Raw genomic sequence first — 17,527 nt, 5'->3', positions numbered from 1 at the left:
TTTCTGTTTCCCTGTGCCAAACATCAATTGCACAATGCAATTATATATTATACTAATTATCTTGCAAAATGTCAAGCTTTTTTTATAAATTAGAAAAGAAAGGCCGCGCAAATTCTTCTGCGCGGCCATATTATCCTTTTATTTCACTTTTAAAAATTTTGTGCTCATAATCGCGCCGTTGTTATCTGTTATAGAAGCATAAACATAGGTTGCACCGGCGGGAATGTTCACCGTAACCGTTCCGTTATTTTCTGAATAGTCTGTAACAGCTGTCCAATTAATGTTCGAGCCGCCGTCTGACGGAAGCTCCGTGGTATTAATATAATACATTGTCACGCCCGAAATGGTTGTGCCCGACGGGATTTCACAATCTGCCGTTAAAACGCCGTTTTCAGCCGTTGCACTGCTTATTCTGATATAAGGGTTGTTGCCCTTAAACATGTTGTCTGCAAAGTCATAAACCTGTTGAATGCTGTCACCGGCACTTTGGGAGTGACTCAGGCCATGGTGAATGCTTAAATATCCGTCCTTTAATACGCCGTAGGTTAACGATGAGGAATTGATAGAGAAATGCTGGTCGGCATCGCTGTTTACCAACATAACAGGCATTTGGGCCTTTGCAGCAAAGTTTGCCGGATCCCAAGCAATGGATTGGCTTGCGCTGTCAAACTTAGAACCGAAATAGGTCTTGCACTGGTCTAAGTAGCCGCAGCCATAAACGGGAACAGCAAACATAAACCGGTTGTCAACACCGCAAACTGTTGTGGTTGTAATTCCGCCCCAGGAAATTCCGGTAATGCCGATTCTGGAAGCATCAACACAATCATTGCCGCGAATCAGCGTGTGTGCATTAATCACATTGATTACGCTCTGATACATCCCTGCGTTTTCAAAGTCTGCCGAGAAATCCCAGGGAGCCACACCTGCGTATGGGTGTTTTTTCTTGCCTGAACCGCTGTAAGAGGTAGAATCATCCTCCGGGCCGCAACCGTATAAATCCATTGCAATTGCAGCGTAGCCTAAGTCGTTCCATTTCTTCACCCAGGATTGTTCCGCTTTCCCTATACCGCCGTGTACTAATACCATGGCAGGAACAGAATTTTCAGGCGTTGCGCCTTTTGGAATTCCGATATAGGCAAACACCTTGGTGTCTTTGTAGCCGTCATAGAAAATAGCATCAACATCATAGTCAGCGTCATGTATGCCATATTCCGCATAATTTTCGCCGTCGTTATTCAAAACGTTCGTTGCCAGTTCATAGGAAACGCTTGTTTCTAAAGCGTTCTCTGGGAAAATCTTCGTTTCTACATAGGATTGTGCCTTCGATAAGGGTTCGAAACTTCCCTCTCTCATCAAAAACGCTTTCACGTAACCGCCCTCCCCTTTTAGGGTAATTTCTGTCTGAAACTCTTTTGTTTCGCGGTTTGCCATTTGCGACACGTCCACAGTTGTTTGAGAAACGCCAACCAGCGAGGTGTCGTTTGCATACTGTGCAATAATCAACATCAATTTATCGTCAGCTTCGCCCAGCTTTTTAACAGAAGCCACTGCATAGCCTTTCAGGCCCTCTGTTACTGCAAAAGGCATTCTGTTGCCGTCTGCATTTCGAATTGCAAAGTTCGTAATAACTGCTTCGTTTCTGTCCGCTTCTTCAAAAGTGAGGCTTCTAAGGTTACCCGCGCCTACTTCCTGGGTATAGCGGATCACGCTATGACCGGCCGGAATGGTTAACATTCCGGCAGATGCAACTGTTGCAAAAGCCGTGTAGCCCGAACTGGGCACACCAATATTTTCTTTTGAAATCTGTGTTTCGCCGTTAACCGAAGCAGAGAACGTAATGTTTTCTGAACTTGCCATGTCGATTAACATATTTACAGTTCTTTCTTCTTCTGTATAAACATCATATTCCACCCAGGACGTTGCCCGCATGGTGGCACATTTTTGTCCGCCTGCTGTGTAAAAACCTGAGTTTGCCTCAGCCGGGAAGAAATATTCCGGCACGCGGTTTTCCTGCACCCACGCTGTAAACACACCCTCCTGGAAACTGTCGGCAAGAGCGAACTGAACAGAATCCATAACCACGGCATTGTTGGAGCCTGCTCCTAAAGAAAACGTCACTTCGTTCATGCCGCGGTTTAAGTTTACAATGCCAATAACGTGCCCATCTGTGCAGGGATATTTTTCCCCAGTTACATCAACAGGCGCCTTTTCCACCTGCTTATATCCGTTAACCGCAACATCAATGGATTGGCCTGCTGTATTTGCTCCGTATCTTGCAGTGATCAGGTAGCTGATTGCTTTTTCAGTATAAACACTGATTCCAAAGCTTTTTGAACCTCTTAAATTCATACACCAGGAATAGCTGCAGTCAGCATCGCCTTCGGTGTATCCATTCATGGAGCTTACCATTGTTGGGCTAATGTCATAATTCAGCGCGCCGTTAACAAAATCATCTTCAAGCTTATTTTCCAGAGTGAACGACTTAACAAAAGCAGCCTTACTTGTTACTTCAAGCCGAACAGTTTGTGCGCCTTCTTCTAAATACAATTTTCCAATATATCGGTCCTCATACGAGGTATATGAGCTTGTAACCTCTACGGTTCTCGACGTCGACTTGCCGCCCACCGAAGCCTTTAATGTTAAGCCAGTTTCATACTGCGAACTTGCTCCCAATTTAACGGTCACGCCATACCAACCGGCTTCCTGCACAGTAATTTCCTTTTCGACCCAAGAGTTGCCGTTAGCATTTCCCCTCATAATGATACATTCAGAATTATCTGCCGGATACCAGCCGATTGGGGAACTTCCAGCACCAATGTCAAATTTGTCAACATCTTCCGGTTTTGTGGTGGGAATGTGATACTGATACACATTACCTGTTTTTGTTAGAGTAAACGACACAATTAGAATTCCGTTCGGCCCCTCCGGCGAGCTGAAGTTAATTACATTTTTTCCCGGAGCCAAAATTATGCTGCCAATTTCATGAGAATTACGTGTGCCATATGCACCTGTGTTTGCAAGCGTTACATTTTCAAGCTGCGAAACATCATTCACCGAAACGCTAACCTGTTCTTTGTCTGAAATTGTTCCAGCGGTTACTGTTAAATTATACCGTGCAGCGGTTTCTGTGTTCACCGTATATTCAATATTTTTACCCTTGCGCAACACAACACAATAGTCATATTGGTCATTTGATGCCGCTGTTGTTGCGGTGATGGTGTCTTTATTCACTGCAAACGTCATCGGGTCAGCTGTAATATCCTCCTGCGCTGAAACGGTAAAAACCGCCGAGGCCGCCGCTATCACAACACACAGCAATATGCCGGCCGCCTTTTTGAAATACTGTTTCATTTCTCTCCCTCTCTTCTGTTGTTTATGTAATATTTGTTGTATGTATAGAATACATACAACAAAGGGGGTACCCCCTTTGCTTTTATTATTATAACAAAAATGAAAGCAAAAAACAACCTCTTTTTGGCAATTATTTATGTCTTTTCGCTCTCTGTATTGAATAAGTTTCCGTATTGTGGTAAACTAATACAAATACTAAAAATTGGTGATGAAATTGAAAAAGCTACTGACGTATCTAAAATATTATAAAAAGGAAAGCATTTTAGGACCGCTGTTTAAACTTTTAGAGGCTGTTTTCGAGCTGTTTGTGCCCATTGTTATGGCAAAAATTATCGACATTGGAATTACGCACGGCGACAGACCCTACATTTACAAAATGATTGCGGTTTTGATAGGTTTAGGGCTTGCCGGCCTGCTGTTCTCGGTCACAGCACAATATTTTGCGGCCAAGGCCTCGGTAGGATTTGTAAAAAAACTGCGCCACGCTGTGTTTTCTCACATTCAAAGCTTTTCATTCACCGATCTTGATGAGGCGGGAACGTCCACGCTGATTACCAGAATGACCAGCGACATGAACCAGGTGCAGACAGGGTTAAACCTCGCTCTTCGCCTGTTGCTCCGCTCGCCCCTGGTGGTGTTCGGGGCAATGGTCATGGCCTTTACCATTAACGTTCGTGCAGCGCTTGTTTTTGCTGTGGCCATTCCGGTGTTATCTGTCATCGTGTTTTTCATTATGTATGTCTGCATTCCTCTTTATAAAAAGGTGCAAATACGTTTAGATACAGTTTTGTCAACAACCCGGGAAAATTTAACGGGCGTGCGCGTTCTTAGGGCATTTTGCAAAGAGCGGGAAGAGATAAAAAAATTTGACGGGGAAAATGAAGCGCTGACTTCTGTTCAAAAATACACCGGCCGCATATCCGCATTGATGAATCCCTTAACCTATGTGGTAATTAATCTGGCGGTGATCTGGCTGATTTACACAGGCGCAGTGGTGGTGAACAACGGTTCTCTTACCCAGGGCGAAGTTGTGGCGCTTTATAACTATATGACGCAGATTTTGGTGGAGCTGATTAAATTTGCAAATTTAATTATTACTATTACAAAATCCATCGCCTGCGGCAATCGGATTCAGGCGGTGTTAGACAGAAAGCCCACCCAGACGGGAGGAGCAAAGGCCGCAGACAGTGAAAACGGCTGTGTCCGCCAAAATGGCGGGCGCCAACCAAAAGTGGCTTTTGAACATGCCTGTTTGACCTACAAGGGAGCCCGGGAGGAATCGCTTTCAGACATCACGTTTTCCTGTGAACCGGGAGAAACTGTGGGAATTATTGGCGGAACCGGCTCTGGGAAAAGCTCCCTGGTGAACATGATTCCTCGGTTTTACGAAGCTTCCTCCGGCAGAGTGTGTGTGGACGGAATTGATGTAAATTGTTATAATCTGCCCGATTTAAGAGAGAAAATCGGCATGGTGATGCAAAAGGCTATACTGTTTAAAGGAACCATTCGCGACAATTTAAAGTGGCGCAAGGAAGACGCAACCGATGAGGAATTACTGTGCGCTATGCAAACCGCCCAGGCCTCGGAAATATTGGCCGGCAAAGACGGCGGGCTGGACTATTTCATTGAACAAAACGGGCGAAATCTTTCCGGCGGGCAGAAACAGCGGCTTACCATCGCCAGAGCCTTGGTGGGCCGCCCTGAAATTTTAATTTTAGACGACAGCGCCTCGGCTTTGGACTTTGCCACGGACGCGCGTCTTAGGCAGGCGCTGCGTGCTCTGCCCTATCAAGCCACGGTGTTTATCGTGTCGCAGCGGGTGTCCTCCATTCGCCATGCCGATAAAATTGTTGTGTTAGACGACGGGAAAATGGCCGCCATTGGAACACATGATGAGCTTTTGAAAACCTGCGGCATATATAAAGAAATTTTCCAGTCCCAGGGAGGCGTTGACGCATGAAAAAGAAAAGCACAATCCGCAAAATTTTAAACTATATAAAAAAATATCGATGGCTGATGCTTCTGTCTATTTTGCTGGCCGCGCTGACTGTGGTGTTAACGCTTTATGTTCCCATTCTGGTTGGAAAGGCCATTGACTGCATCGTCGCCCCGGGAAAGGTTAACTTTTCCATTCTTGGCTATCTGCTGATTCAAATTGCAATTGCGGCCGCGCTGACCGCGCTGTTTCAGTGGATTATGAACATGATAAACAATCGTGTAACCTACCATGTTGTCCGCGACATCCGGGCCGATGCGTTTCGTAAAATTCAAATTTTGCCGCTGAAACTTTTAGACGCCCATCAAAGCGGGGAAATTATCAGCCGGGTAATCGCCGATGTAGACCAGTTCGCCGATGGATTGTTAATGGGGTTCACACAGCTTTTTTCCGGCATCGTTACCATTCTGGTCACACTGGTCTTTATGCTTTTTATCAATGTTAAAATTACATTGGTAGTGGTTTTGCTTACGCCCGTATCGTTATTTGTGGCAAACTTTGTGGCAAAACATACCTATCAAATGTTTCGCAGCCAGTCTGAAATCCGCGCTGAGCAAACAGCGTTTATTGACGAAATGGTGGGAAACCAAAAGGTAGTGCAGGCATTTTCAAGGGAAGATGAAACCTTAAAATTGTTTGACGAAATAAACGAACGGTTAGAAAAAAGCTCGCTGAAAGCTATTTTCTATTCGTCCCTCACCAATCCCTCCACCCGGTTTGTGAACAGCTTAGTATATGCCGGCGTGGGGCTGTTCGGCGCGCTTGCCGCACTGAACGGAAATTTGTCTGTAGGCGGACTTACCAGTTTTTTGAGCTATGCAAACCAATATACCAAACCGTTTAACGAAATTTCCGGTGTTGTAACGGAGCTGCAGAATGCGCTAGCCTGCGCTGCGCGAATTTTTGAGCTGATTGAGGAAACGCCGCAAATTCCAGAGCCGGAAAACCCATGTGTTTTGCAGAATGTGAAAGGCAGGCTTTCGCTTCGCGATGTATCGTTTTCTTATGTGCCCGAGAGAAAATTAATTGAGCATTTTAACCTAGCGGTTCAGCCGGGCCAGCGGATTGCCATTGTCGGCCCCACAGGCTGCGGGAAAACCACGCTGATTAATTTGCTTATGCGGTTTTACGACGTGACCGGCGGCAGTATTGTTTTAGAGGGAGAAGACATTCGAAACGTGACCCGCAAATCTCTGCGGCAAAGCTATGGAATGGTGCTGCAGGAAACCTGGCTGAAAAGCGGCACAATTCGGGATAATATTAAAATGGGCGCGCCTGAGGCAAGCGACGAAGCAATGGTGGAAGCGGCAAAGGCTTCCCACGCACACAGCTTTATCAAGCGTTTGCCGAAGGGATATGACACGGAAATTTCAGACGATGGGGGGAGCCTGTCCCAGGGGCAAAAACAGCTTTTGTGCATTGCCCGCGTTATGCTCAATAAGCCTCCTATGCTCATTTTAGACGAAGCGACCTCGTCTATTGACACAAGAACGGAATTAAAAATTCAGGACGCATTTGCGCGCCTGATGCAGGGCCGCACAAGCTTCATCGTAGCCCACCGCCTTTCCACCATTCAAAACGCAGACAAAATTTTGGTCATGAAAGACGGAAACATTGTGGAGCAAGGCAGCCACACAGAACTAATTGAAAAAAACGGATTTTATGCAAAGCTTTATAACAGCCAGTTTGAGGTCTGAAATGAAAAAACGTATCGGCTAAAATCAGCCGATACGTAAATTCATAAATTTTTAATTTGTGTTTGTCAATCAAACGCTTCTTACAACTTTGTTCGAACGAAGACATCTTGAGCAAACATGCAATGTTTTCGGTGTTCCGTTAACCATTGCTTTCACAGTTCTGATATTCGGTTTCCAAGCTCTGTTGCTTCTTCTGTGAGAATGGCTCACTTTAATTCCAAATGTAACACCTTTTCCGCAAATTTCACATTTTGCCATCTATAAGCACCTCCAATAACTTAACAATCAAATCCAATTCTGAAACAGCAAATATCATTATACCAGAATTTTTCAGGAATTGCAAGCATTTTTTTCAAATTAATTGTAAATTAATGAATTACCCGCACAGAATTCACGCCTGAAATTGTGGAGATTGCGTCTGCAATGTTGTCCGGCACATCGCCCTCAACATCCATAATCGTGTAAGCATTTTCCTTTTTGCTTTTGTTTAACATATTCACAATGTTAATTCCCTTGTCTGCAACAATTTTTGAAAAGTTCGACAGCATGGAGGGAATATTTTTGTGGGTAATGGCAATTCTGGCACCACACCTCGGCATTTCACAGTCGGGATAGTTCACAGAATTTTTAATGTTTCCGTTCTCCAAAAAGTCCCGAAGCTCCTCTGCCGCCATTTTTGCACAGTTGTCCTCTGACTCTGGTGTAGATGCGCCCAAATGTGGAATGGCAATTACATTGTCCATTGACAAAACTGCATCATTGGGAAAATCGGTTACATAGCAGGCAACCTTGCCCTCCTCAAGTGCAACCGCCAAATGAGCATCGTTCACCAAAGAACCTCTGGCAAAGTTTAAAATTCGAACGCCGTCTTTCATTTTCGCCAGTGTTTCAGAATTAATTGTGCCGTTTGTTGCATCGTTAGCTGGAATGTGCAATGTAATATAGTCGCTGTTTTCAAACACTTCGTCCATGGAATTCGCATGAACAACTGCGCTGGAAAGTCTCCAAGCCGCGTCAACAGTCATGAATGGGTCAAAACCGATTACCTTCATGCCCAGCGCATCTGCCGCATTTGCAACCATAGCACCGATAGCCCCAAGGCCAATAACGCCCAGCGTCTTACCCTGGATTTCAGGGCCAACATATGCGCTTTTACCCTTTTCAACCGCTTTTGCAACCTCTGCGCCGGAGCCGGCCAGGGTTTTAGCCCAATCAATTCCGGAAACAACTTTTCTTGATGAAATAAGCAATCCCAAAATAACAAGCTCTTTCACCGCGTTTGCGTTTGCCCCCGGCGTATTGAACACAACAATGCCTTTTTCCGTACATTTGTCAATGGGAATATTGTTTGTGCCTGCACCTGCTCTCGCAATACCCTTTAAGTTGCTTCCCAGTTCCATGTCGTGCATGGAAAAGCTTCTTAAAACAATGCCGTCCGGATTTTCACAGTTGTCGGAAATCTTATAATTATCACCAAACTTTTCAAGGCCGCATTTTGCAATTTTATTAAGTGTCAGAATGTCAAACATGTTTTAACAGTCCTTTCTGGGTTCTTTATTTGTTGTCCGTCTCAAATTTTTTCATAAATTCAACTAACGCTTTTACGCCTTCTACCGGCATTGCATTGTAAATGCTGGCGCGCATACCGCCCACTGTGCGGTGGCCTTTTAAGTTCACAAACCCCTTGGCCTTTGCCTCTTTAATAAATTTTGCATTTAAGTCATCATCGCCTGTAACAAACGGAACATTCATCAGCGAACGGTCTTCTTTTACAACGGTTCCTTTAAACATAGAGGAGTTATCAAGATAATCGTAAAGAATTTGTGCCTTTTCCTTATTGATGGCATACATCGCCTCAACACCGCCCAGGCTCTTTAACCATTCATAAACCAACATGCAGATATAAATGGAATAGGTCGGAGGCGTGTTATACATAGAGCCGTTATCTGCATGAATTTTATAATCAAACATGGTAGGTGCGCCATCGATTGCACCTGTAATTAAATCTTCCCGGATAATTGTCACGGTAACGCCGGCAGGGCCCATGTTTTTCTGTGCGCCGGCATATAAAATGCCAAAACGCGAAATATCAATGGGTTCGGACAGGATATTCGACGAGGCGTCTGCCACCAGCGGAACATCTCCTGTTTCCGGCAAAGTTGTGTAACGTGTGCCATAAATGGTGTTATTCAATGTGATATGGAAATAGTCCGCATCTTTGTCAAAGGTGGAAGGGTCCAGTTTCGGGATATATGTAAAAGTTTTATCGTCAGAGCTTGCAACTTTGTTTACCGTACCGAATTTCGAAGCTTCCTGCGCGGCCTTTTTCGCCCACTGGCCTGTGATGACGTAATCTGCTTTTTTTGATTTTTTCATCAGGTTCAGAGGAACCATTGCAAACTGGCTGGATGCACCGCCCTGCAAAAACAGAACCTTATAGTTTTCCGGAATGTGCATCAATTCGCGAAGCAGAGATTCAGCATTTCCGATAATTGCTTCATAGTCTGCCGACCTGTGGCTCATTTCCATCACCGACATGCCGCAGCCCTCGTAGTTTACCATCTGTTTGGCTGCCTTTTCCAAAACAGCTTCAGGAAGCATCGACGGTCCCGCCGAAAAGTTATATACTCTGTCCATTGTAAAACCTCCAAAAATGTTTTATTAAATATAAATATTATATACCAAATGCAGGAATTAGTCAATAAATTCACAAAGCTTTTTATGAAAATTCTTTTCGGGTAGAATTTTTATTGAATGAAGCCGTATAATGTGATATAATACCTTTTATCTAAATAACTTAAAATCAGAAAGGATTGTGTCATGTTTTTCGAAATATTAAAATCCGCAGTCATCGGAATCATTCAGGGCATTACTGAGTGGCTGCCCGTTTCCAGCACCGGGCATATGATTCTGGCAGAAAAAATTTTAAACTTAAACGTTTCTCCCGACTTTTGGAATATGTTTAAGGTCGTTATCCAGTTTGCTTCCATTTTAGCGGTTATTGTGATTTACTTTCACAAGCTAAATCCGTTTTCACCGAAAAAAACGCCAGTAGAAAAGAAGCAGACCTATTCCCTTTGGGGCAAGGTAATCGTGGCAATTATTCCTGCCGGCGTTTCAGGGGTGTTTTTAGACGACCTGGTGGACAATGTTCTCTCAAGTTCCCTAGTCATTGCGGCTACCCTCATTATATATGGTATCGCATTTATCTGGGTGGAGCGTCAGGGGAAAAAACCAAAAACGAACACGCTGGAAGAATTGACCTATAAAACCGCCTTTTTCATCGGTCTGTTTCAGGTGCTGTCTTTGGTTCCAGGCACTTCCCGCTCCGGCTCCACAATTTTAGGCGCAATTATCGTTGGCTGCTCCCGGTTTGTGGGAACAGAATTTTCATTCTTTATGGCAGTGCCGGTTATGTTCGGCGCAAGCGGCTTAAAGCTGGTAAAGTTTTTAGCAAAAGGCGCGGTAATCAACACAACGGAATGGGCCGTTATGATAACAGGCTTTGTCGTTACATTTTTCGTTTCGGTCTGGGCCATTAAATTTTTAATTGGTTATATCAAAAAACACGATTTCAAGCCCTTTGGCATATACAGAATTATATTGGGCATTATCGTAATCATTGCAGTTGCAACAAACTTCTTGCCAATGTAACGCATAAAAGCCGACCCGATGGGTCGGCTTTTTTATTTTTCAATTATTCTGTTTTTAAAATCTCATCATTCAACCGATTTGCAAATGAAATAAATTGCTCCTTATTTTCAGCAAAGAACTCTGCTGTGTTTCCATATTCAAAAACATCACCGCGCAGGAACTGAACAGAGGTTTTGCCCGTCTGGTCGTTGAATGTTACCTGCCCTAAATTTTCAATCACACAAAACATTAAATAGGCGTTTCCCTTTAGTTCCATTTCCGGTATTCTTGATAAATCCTTGTATTGAAGTGTAATGCCATAAGGCTCTGCTTCGGTTTGAAGTTCCATACCATTTCGTTCGCCATTTTTAACAAATGGCAACAGTTCTATCACCTCACCAACAGCTGATGCATTTCCAACATACGGGGTTTTAGCTTCATAAAGCGTTGCCATTTGCTCCTGAAATGAAGCATTGTAAATTTCACCGTTGTTCATCTCTTTGCCACAACTGGAAAACAATAGGCCTGAAACAACTATGAGAAGGAAAACGAGTGGCCGCTTTTTTTGTTTGATATGTTTCATAGATTCACCCTTTGCGATTTAAAGAAACGGCTGTGCTTAATATAAGCACAGCCGCAAAAAGTTTAATTTACTGTTTTACACCAATTTCAGCATAAACATCATGCAATTCGTCTTTGAGTTCGTTTGCTTCTTTGGTCAGAACCTGACCGCCGCCGCTTTCCCAAATCTTTTCAAATTCAGAGTAAGCATCAATTGATTTAACACCCTGAATGATTTCGCTCATGATTGACATCTGCTTTGTTCTGAGGTCGATGATGTAATCAGCAGAAGACGGAACAACGTCAACCTTAAAGAAGTAGTCTGTCAAAGAATATTTCTCATCCGTCCATTCTTTTGCCCATGCATTCCAAGCATCAGATCTTGTAGATGCATAGTTTTCATAGGTTGTTGCAACAGGTGTGAACATTCCCGGACCAGCAAAGTCACTGCTTAAGCCGGCAATTCTTGTTTCGTCCGCTGTTTCAGCGCCATACCCAGGCAGCATAACAAAGTTGTTTGCCTTTGTTGTATCTTCAGGTGCTTTCTCCCATGATTCGCCTTCGTTACCAATTTTTAATGTGGTATAGAAGTCAAAATCAGTAAACATACCTTCGAAGATTTTCAGCATACGCGGAACTTTAGCGCCATGTCCTTCTGTGTTACCAAAAGACACTACGTGGCAAGCTCTGCCCCATGCACGTGTACCGCTCTTGCCATCAGGACCTGTGGGCAGGAAGCCAATAGCAACCTGTGCTTTCGGGTTGTTTTCTTTCACTGTGTTCTGAATAGCATTTTTGTCATTCGGGTCATTGTACTGTGTCGTCATGTAACCCAATGTTCCGGAATTCCATTTGTCTGCATCAGCCTGGCCTAAAACAAAGTCAGGGTGAATGATGCCTTCGGAATACCATGTAGCAAGGGTTTTCAGAGCTTCTTTACATTCGTCCGTCAAACCGCCGTAAACGATTTTACCGTCAACCTCCTGCCAGTCGAAAGGAAGGCAGCCATATGCACCGAAAATTTCGGAGAAATAGCTCTGATAATGCGTAGAGCCTACAGAAATACCGTATGTATCCTTCTTGCCGTTTCCGTCAGGATCGCCGTTCGCAAACTGGTAAAGTGCGGTATGCATATCATCTAACGTTTTCGGAACGTCTAAATTAAATTTGTCCAGCCAGTCCTTGCGGTATGCTGCTGTTTTAGAAAGCATATGACTGTGGTTTACGTTCGGAACGCCCCAGTTTTTGTCCTGATATCTGGAATAAATCCAAGCTGCCGGCGCGTAGTCGGTGATATAATCAAAATACTGCGGAGCATACTGTTTGATTGTGTCGTAAGGAACTTCTACAACAAAGTCCTGATCAACATCGTTAAAAACATGGAGCGGATCCAGTTCATAAATCAGGTCAGGAATTTCTCCACCGGCCATAAGCATAACCTTTTTATCCTGATACTTGTTTTCTTCGTAGAATAAAGGCTGAATTTCTACGTTGAATTTCTCCTCAATTGCCTTTTCCGGAATTGTTCCTTCTTCAGCTCCGGGGTTTCTGGGATAACCAAGCCACTTCAGCGTTAGTTTTTCATCATTGTCCTGATAGTTTTCAGAACTGGTCGATGATTTATCGCCGCCGCAGCCTGCCAGCATGCCAACAGTCATAACAGCTGCAATTGACACGCTAAGTAGTTTTTTCATTTTCATGAAATAGCCCTCCTTAATTTTGTTTGATAAAAATGTAAAATCTAATGCCTATCCATGACATTAGCCTTTAACAGCGCCAAGTGTTACACCCTTTACAAAGTACTTCTGTACGAAAGGATAGAACAGCAAAATCGGCAGGATAGAAACAATGATAGATGCCGACTGAATGGTTTTTCCTGTTACTTCAATTTGATCCTGCGCAGAAGCATTAACGTCCGATATCAAGTTTGTATTACCTTCATTGACAATACGCTGAATGTAATTCTGAACGACAATCTTCCGCGAATCTGTAATATACATCATGCCGCTGAACCACTCGTTCCAGTGTGCAACTGCGTTCCACAGAGCAAGCGTCATAATAATCGGCTTTGATAGCGGCACGATAATTTGGAAGAAAATTCGGAACTCTCCCGCGCCGTCTATTTTCGCCGATTCATTTAAGCTCTCTGGCAACGAGGCAAAGAACGATCTGGATACAATTACGTTATAAGCTGTAATTAATAAAGGCAGAACATATACCCAAATGTTGTTAATAAGGCCTAACGATTTAATATTTAAGTATGTAGGAATCTGACCGCCAGAGAAAAGCATTGTGAACATAATGAATATTACAAAAAATCTTTTCATCGGCAGGCGTGGTCTTGACAACGCATAACCATAAAAGCAGGTTACTAACAGCGACAGAACCGTTCCTACGATTGTTCTAAACAAGGTGTATTTATATGCATTCCAAATTTCTGCATTTTTGAACACCATTTTATATGGGTCAATTGTGATTTTCTGAAAATTCGGAAGGATATGCAGACCAAGTGACTCTGCTTCCGCCTTTGTACTAAGCGATATGGAAAGCGTGTATAAAAACGGATATAGTGTTGTGAAAGCGAACAAGGTAAGTATAATGTAGTTAAAAACGTTAAATATCTTTTCGCCTCTTGTACGTTGTATCATCTTAACATAAACCCTCCCTTATAAAATACCGTATTCGTCATGGCTGAGCACCTTAACAATCCAGTTTGAGCCAAGTACAAACGCCATGCCCACCAAAGACTTAAACAAGCCAAGCGCCGTACCAATTTCATAACGACCGTCCTGCAAAAGACGCAATGAATATGTGTCAAGAATATCGGAAGACTCGTACACCATAACATTGTACATGTTGTATATCTGATCGAATCCGGCATTTAATACCTGACCGAGGTTCATGATGAAAACTGTTGTAACCGTGCCCATAATGGTGGGAAGACTGATATGCCAAACTTGCTTCCATCTGCTGGCGCCGTCGATATAAGCAGCTTCGTAGAGCGATTCGTCTACACCGGAAAGTGCCGCCATGTAAATGATAGCACCCCAGCCTAATCCCTGCCAAACCGCAGTTCCGACAATGAGCCAGAGGAACGCCGTGTTGTTTCCGAAAAACGGAATCGGTTCGTTCAGTCCCAGGTTCTGTAAAACCATGTTGATTGGGCCGACGGTAGCAAACACCATCTTTAAAATACCGCCAAGTACAACCCATGAGAAAAAGTGAGGTAAATATGTAAGTGTCTGAACAATTCGCTTATAAACCTTTCCGCGCATCTCATTCAGCAGAAGCGCCAAAATGATCGGTGCCGGGAAACCGCATATAAGCTTTAAAAAGCTGATGACAACCGTATTTCTCAATACTTTTATAAAATCTCCGCCGCTGAACATCCTGATAAAATGCGCCATACCATTCTGATCAGCCCACGGGCTGCCCCATATGCCAAGTTTAAATTTGTAATCTTTAAATGCGATTAACAAACCGTACATAGGCTTATAGGCAAACAAGAGCAATGCAATAACACCGGGAATCAACATAATGAGCAAAGCATAGTGTCTTTTAAACTCTTTGAACAATGATGTTTTTTTCGGCAAGTAAGCACTGCTTTCTACTGCTACTGACTTTTTCAAAGAAAACCCACTCCTCTACCATAAGTTCTAAAAATAGAAAAACTGTAATAAAAAGAAAAGTTCTGCCTGTTGCAAAGTTGTCAGTTAACTTTAAACGAAAGCAAACTTTACAGTTTTTCTGCTATAAACCTTAAAAATCTGCACACATGTGAAACACTTTATGTGCTCATTTTTAAGCATATCTTATTCTACCACAAGTTGTACCCAAAGTGCAATAGTTTTTTTCATTTTTTTGTACTATTTTTATAATTTTTTCTCTTTTTTTTGGTAAAATGTACTCATACGTGTAAATATTAACCATGAAAAATTCTTACATTTGTTATTTTTCACTGGTACTTTGTTCATCATTCCTTCATTTTATTCGTTTTAAAGTTATATTTTATTCATATATACGTACAAGTTATACAAATATTCTAATTTTTTCTGCTGACAACTTCACAAAATTTGGTTTGTTTTGCCATATACCCTTTTCACTCTGGTTTATGCAACTTTACCAAAATCAAAATCAGCGGCAGACTATCAAAATGTACCCTACCGCTGAAATTGAAAAAATGGTTTCACAAGGATATTACTTTGTTGTAACAATTACAGTTCTTGTTTCAGGAACCCACTCAACTTTAGCGTTGAAACTTTCTGAAATCGCCCGAACGGGAACCATTGTCCGGTCGTCAATAATTTGAGCAGGTACATCAAGTTCAAAATCTTCCCCATTGATTTTCATAATTTTATTATCAATTTGAATTGCAACGGCAATGCCATCTCTGGCCCCCTTTGCCGTTCTGGTTTCTGCCTCCCATTCTACGTCTGCGCCCAATGCTTCAAAGATTGCACGGAATGGAACCAGCGTTCTGTCATCAACAATTACAGGCGGAACGTCTGCCTGAACCTCTATACCGTCAACCAATATTTTAATTTCATCTGTTGACGGCTGATCAGGATTTGACGGGTCGCCGGAGGTCTTTTTTCCGGGTATCATTTTAATATCGTCAATATAATAAACTAGTGCAGTGTCACGGGAACCTGTTGTTTCCTCAAGCTTGTCACTTCCAACACGAACTTCAAAGGAGCCATCGCTGTTGCAAAGCGTAGGCTTGTTTGAAGTTAATACACCTGTTCCGTCAAACGTAAATTCTGCTTGAACTTCTGTAAACTCTTTGTTATTCAGCCCGGCATTGGGGGCATCCACCTTTACTAATGCGTTTTTCCCGGTGGGGTTACCGGATTCATCTACCCCATCAAGTCTGAAAATAAACGTCGCGCTGTCTGTCACAAGCTTTTCTATGGAATCCAGCTTAACTTTAGCGGACAGATGATAGCTTCTGCCCTTTTCCAGTCCGCTGACATTAAAGGCTACGCCGGTGGACGAGCCATATGTTCCTGTGGCAGTGGTAACCTTTAATGCGCCTTTGATACCGTCTGCTCCCACAGTGCCGTCCCACTCCCAGTCGGGCGAAGGCGTCACGCCAATGTCTGCAATTGCAGAGGTGTCGCCATCGTTAAAATTTACATCGACTTTCGTTGAATCGTAATCGGGATTTTCGTTTGTTATAATGTTATACAGTCCAACCATATAGCCGCCGCTGGCGTTATCCTTTTGGTCTGTCACTTCAATGTCAAGCGTATGTTTTCCCTGGCCCAAATCAAAATTGGAATAACCCAGAACCAACTGGCCGCCGTTGTCTTTGTAGTAGTCACTGACTGTAGCCATTGTTTTACCGTCAATAATCACTTTATACATACCGCCGTTTTTGTGCAGTCTGTGTTCAATTGCAAGTACATTTCCTGTGAAGTCAAAGTGCAGCTTCTGGCCTGCAGCGCCAACATCCTCAAAGGTTGTCACAAAATTACCCGATTTTTGCCAGCCATTTGTTGTAACATAATCGGCTGCCGGTGTGAAAGTGGTATTTACGAACAAGCTCTTTGAATTATACTTTTTATCCATGACTTTTGGCTTCGTATAATACTTGCCGGTAGCAAGGCATTTTGTAACCTCGTCGCCATAGACTGCATATCCGGTAGCGTTGGGGTGAACGCTGTCGCCAAGATAAGTTTCCATGGTGTTTTTCGGATTATCCTTCAATTCCTGTGTCATTCTTGCCTGGAAATCAATCTGCGCCAAACCATAGTAATCTGCAACTGCGCGCTGATATGTCTGGTTGACATTCAGCGTCCGGTTGGTCGTATATACAAAGCAGATATAGGGCACCTTTTCAAGCTTCTGCAGGCTTAAAACCATGCTCTCTAAATATCTTGTAGTATCCCTACCTCCGTCGTTTACAGCAAATTCAATGAACACCATATCAGGGTTTTTATCAATTACGTCGCGCTTTAGCCTCAAAAGTCCATACTCTGAGCCCGTTCCGCCGACGCCAACGTTGTGGTTGTGCACATTATTCTCGCCAAATGTTTTAGAAAAGTATTTTCCTGTTATATCCACCCAGTTTTGTCCTCCACCGGCGCCGGCGCCGGCAGTGATGGAGCCGCCCAGATACACAATATTGATATTGCTCGGGTCTTCAAAAATTCCTTCTGCGCTTGCGGGAATGGAAAACGCCACCATAACAGATATCAGCATGACCGTCAATATCAGAGATAAAAGTTTTTTCATTTCGTGTTCCTCCTCTAAAGTGTGTGCATGCCGCACACGGAAAATTTAGTTT

General features: G+C 43.3%; 12 protein-coding genes. 3 read left to right on the top strand and 9 right to left on the bottom strand.

All coding sequences use genetic code 11. The annotated features are described in order from the left end of the window. Nucleotides 1-138: 138 nt before the first annotated feature. The gene (locus H8698_RS09260) at nt 139-3,351 is read right to left on the bottom strand and encodes an acetylxylan esterase (RefSeq protein WP_249313074.1); all 3,213 of its coding nucleotides are present in this window, start codon (nt 3,349-3,351) and stop codon (nt 139-141) included. Nucleotides 3,352-3,565: 214 nt separating this feature from the next. On the opposite strand from H8698_RS09260, the gene H8698_RS09255 reads away from it, so the two are divergent. Both H8698_RS09255 and H8698_RS09250 read left to right on the top strand, forming a co-directional pair. Further along, nucleotides 3,566-5,311: an ABC transporter ATP-binding protein gene (locus H8698_RS09255; RefSeq protein ID WP_249313069.1), complete on the top strand. Its 1,746-nt coding sequence runs from the start codon at nt 3,566-3,568 to the stop codon at nt 5,309-5,311. After that, entirely contained in the window at nt 5,308-7,044 is a 1,737-nt protein-coding gene (locus H8698_RS09250; RefSeq protein WP_249313066.1) for an ABC transporter ATP-binding protein, read from the top strand. The genes H8698_RS09255 and H8698_RS09250 overlap by 4 nt, the downstream gene beginning before the upstream one ends. A gap of 69 nt (nt 7,045-7,113) precedes the next feature. Here H8698_RS09250 and rpmB read toward each other — a convergent pair whose 3' ends face one another. The 3 genes from rpmB to serC form a co-directional block, all read right to left on the bottom strand. Then, on the bottom strand, nt 7,114-7,302 hold the full coding sequence (gene rpmB / locus H8698_RS09245; RefSeq protein ID WP_177680036.1) for a 50S ribosomal protein L28: 189 nt from the start codon (nt 7,300-7,302) through the stop codon (nt 7,114-7,116). A 110-nt stretch (nt 7,303-7,412) separates the two neighbouring features. Further along, nucleotides 7,413-8,573 carry a phosphoglycerate dehydrogenase gene (locus H8698_RS09240; RefSeq protein ID WP_249313063.1) on the bottom strand — a complete coding sequence of 387 codons (1,161 nt, stop codon included), beginning with the start codon at nt 8,571-8,573 and terminating at the stop codon, nt 7,413-7,415. A 25-nt stretch (nt 8,574-8,598) separates the two neighbouring features. Beyond that, the gene (serC, locus tag H8698_RS09235) at nt 8,599-9,681 is read right to left on the bottom strand and encodes a 3-phosphoserine/phosphohydroxythreonine transaminase (protein WP_177680038.1); all 1,083 of its coding nucleotides are present in this window, start codon (nt 9,679-9,681) and stop codon (nt 8,599-8,601) included. A 183-nt stretch (nt 9,682-9,864) separates the two neighbouring features. Here serC and H8698_RS09230 point away from each other — a divergent pair, with 183 nt between their 5' ends. Then, on the top strand, nt 9,865-10,698 hold the full coding sequence (locus tag H8698_RS09230) for an undecaprenyl-diphosphate phosphatase (RefSeq protein ID WP_249313062.1): 834 nt from the start codon (nt 9,865-9,867) through the stop codon (nt 10,696-10,698). A 43-nt stretch (nt 10,699-10,741) separates the two neighbouring features. Here H8698_RS09230 and H8698_RS09225 read toward each other — a convergent pair whose 3' ends face one another. From H8698_RS09225 to H8698_RS09205, 5 genes are all read right to left on the bottom strand, one after another. Then, entirely contained in the window at nt 10,742-11,260 is a 519-nt protein-coding gene (locus tag H8698_RS09225) for a DUF4825 domain-containing protein (protein WP_249313059.1), read from the bottom strand. 67 nt (nt 11,261-11,327) lie between these two features. Next, a complete protein-coding gene (locus H8698_RS09220; protein ID WP_249313057.1) occupies nt 11,328-12,938 on the bottom strand; it encodes a type 2 periplasmic-binding domain-containing protein in 1,611 nt (536 codons plus the stop codon). 60 nt (nt 12,939-12,998) lie between these two features. Then, on the bottom strand, nt 12,999-13,886 hold the full coding sequence (locus tag H8698_RS09215) for a carbohydrate ABC transporter permease (RefSeq protein WP_249313054.1): 888 nt from the start codon (nt 13,884-13,886) through the stop codon (nt 12,999-13,001). Between the two features lie 18 nt (nt 13,887-13,904). Beyond that, the gene (locus H8698_RS09210; RefSeq protein ID WP_249313049.1) at nt 13,905-14,867 is read right to left on the bottom strand and encodes an ABC transporter permease; all 963 of its coding nucleotides are present in this window, start codon (nt 14,865-14,867) and stop codon (nt 13,905-13,907) included. Nucleotides 14,868-15,435: 568 nt separating this feature from the next. Beyond that, nucleotides 15,436-17,475, bottom strand: coding sequence for an SGNH/GDSL hydrolase family protein (locus H8698_RS09205; protein ID WP_177679647.1), 2,040 nt, complete (start codon nt 17,473-17,475; stop codon nt 15,436-15,438). Nucleotides 17,476-17,527: the final 52 nt, after the last annotated feature.

The sequence above is a fragment of the Congzhengia minquanensis genome, assembly GCF_014384785.1.
Taxonomy (GTDB): domain Bacteria; phylum Bacillota; class Clostridia; order UBA1381; family UBA9506; genus Congzhengia; species Congzhengia minquanensis.
The sequence above is the reverse complement of the archived record's forward strand: the minus strand, read 5'-3'. Positions and strand labels throughout refer to the sequence as shown.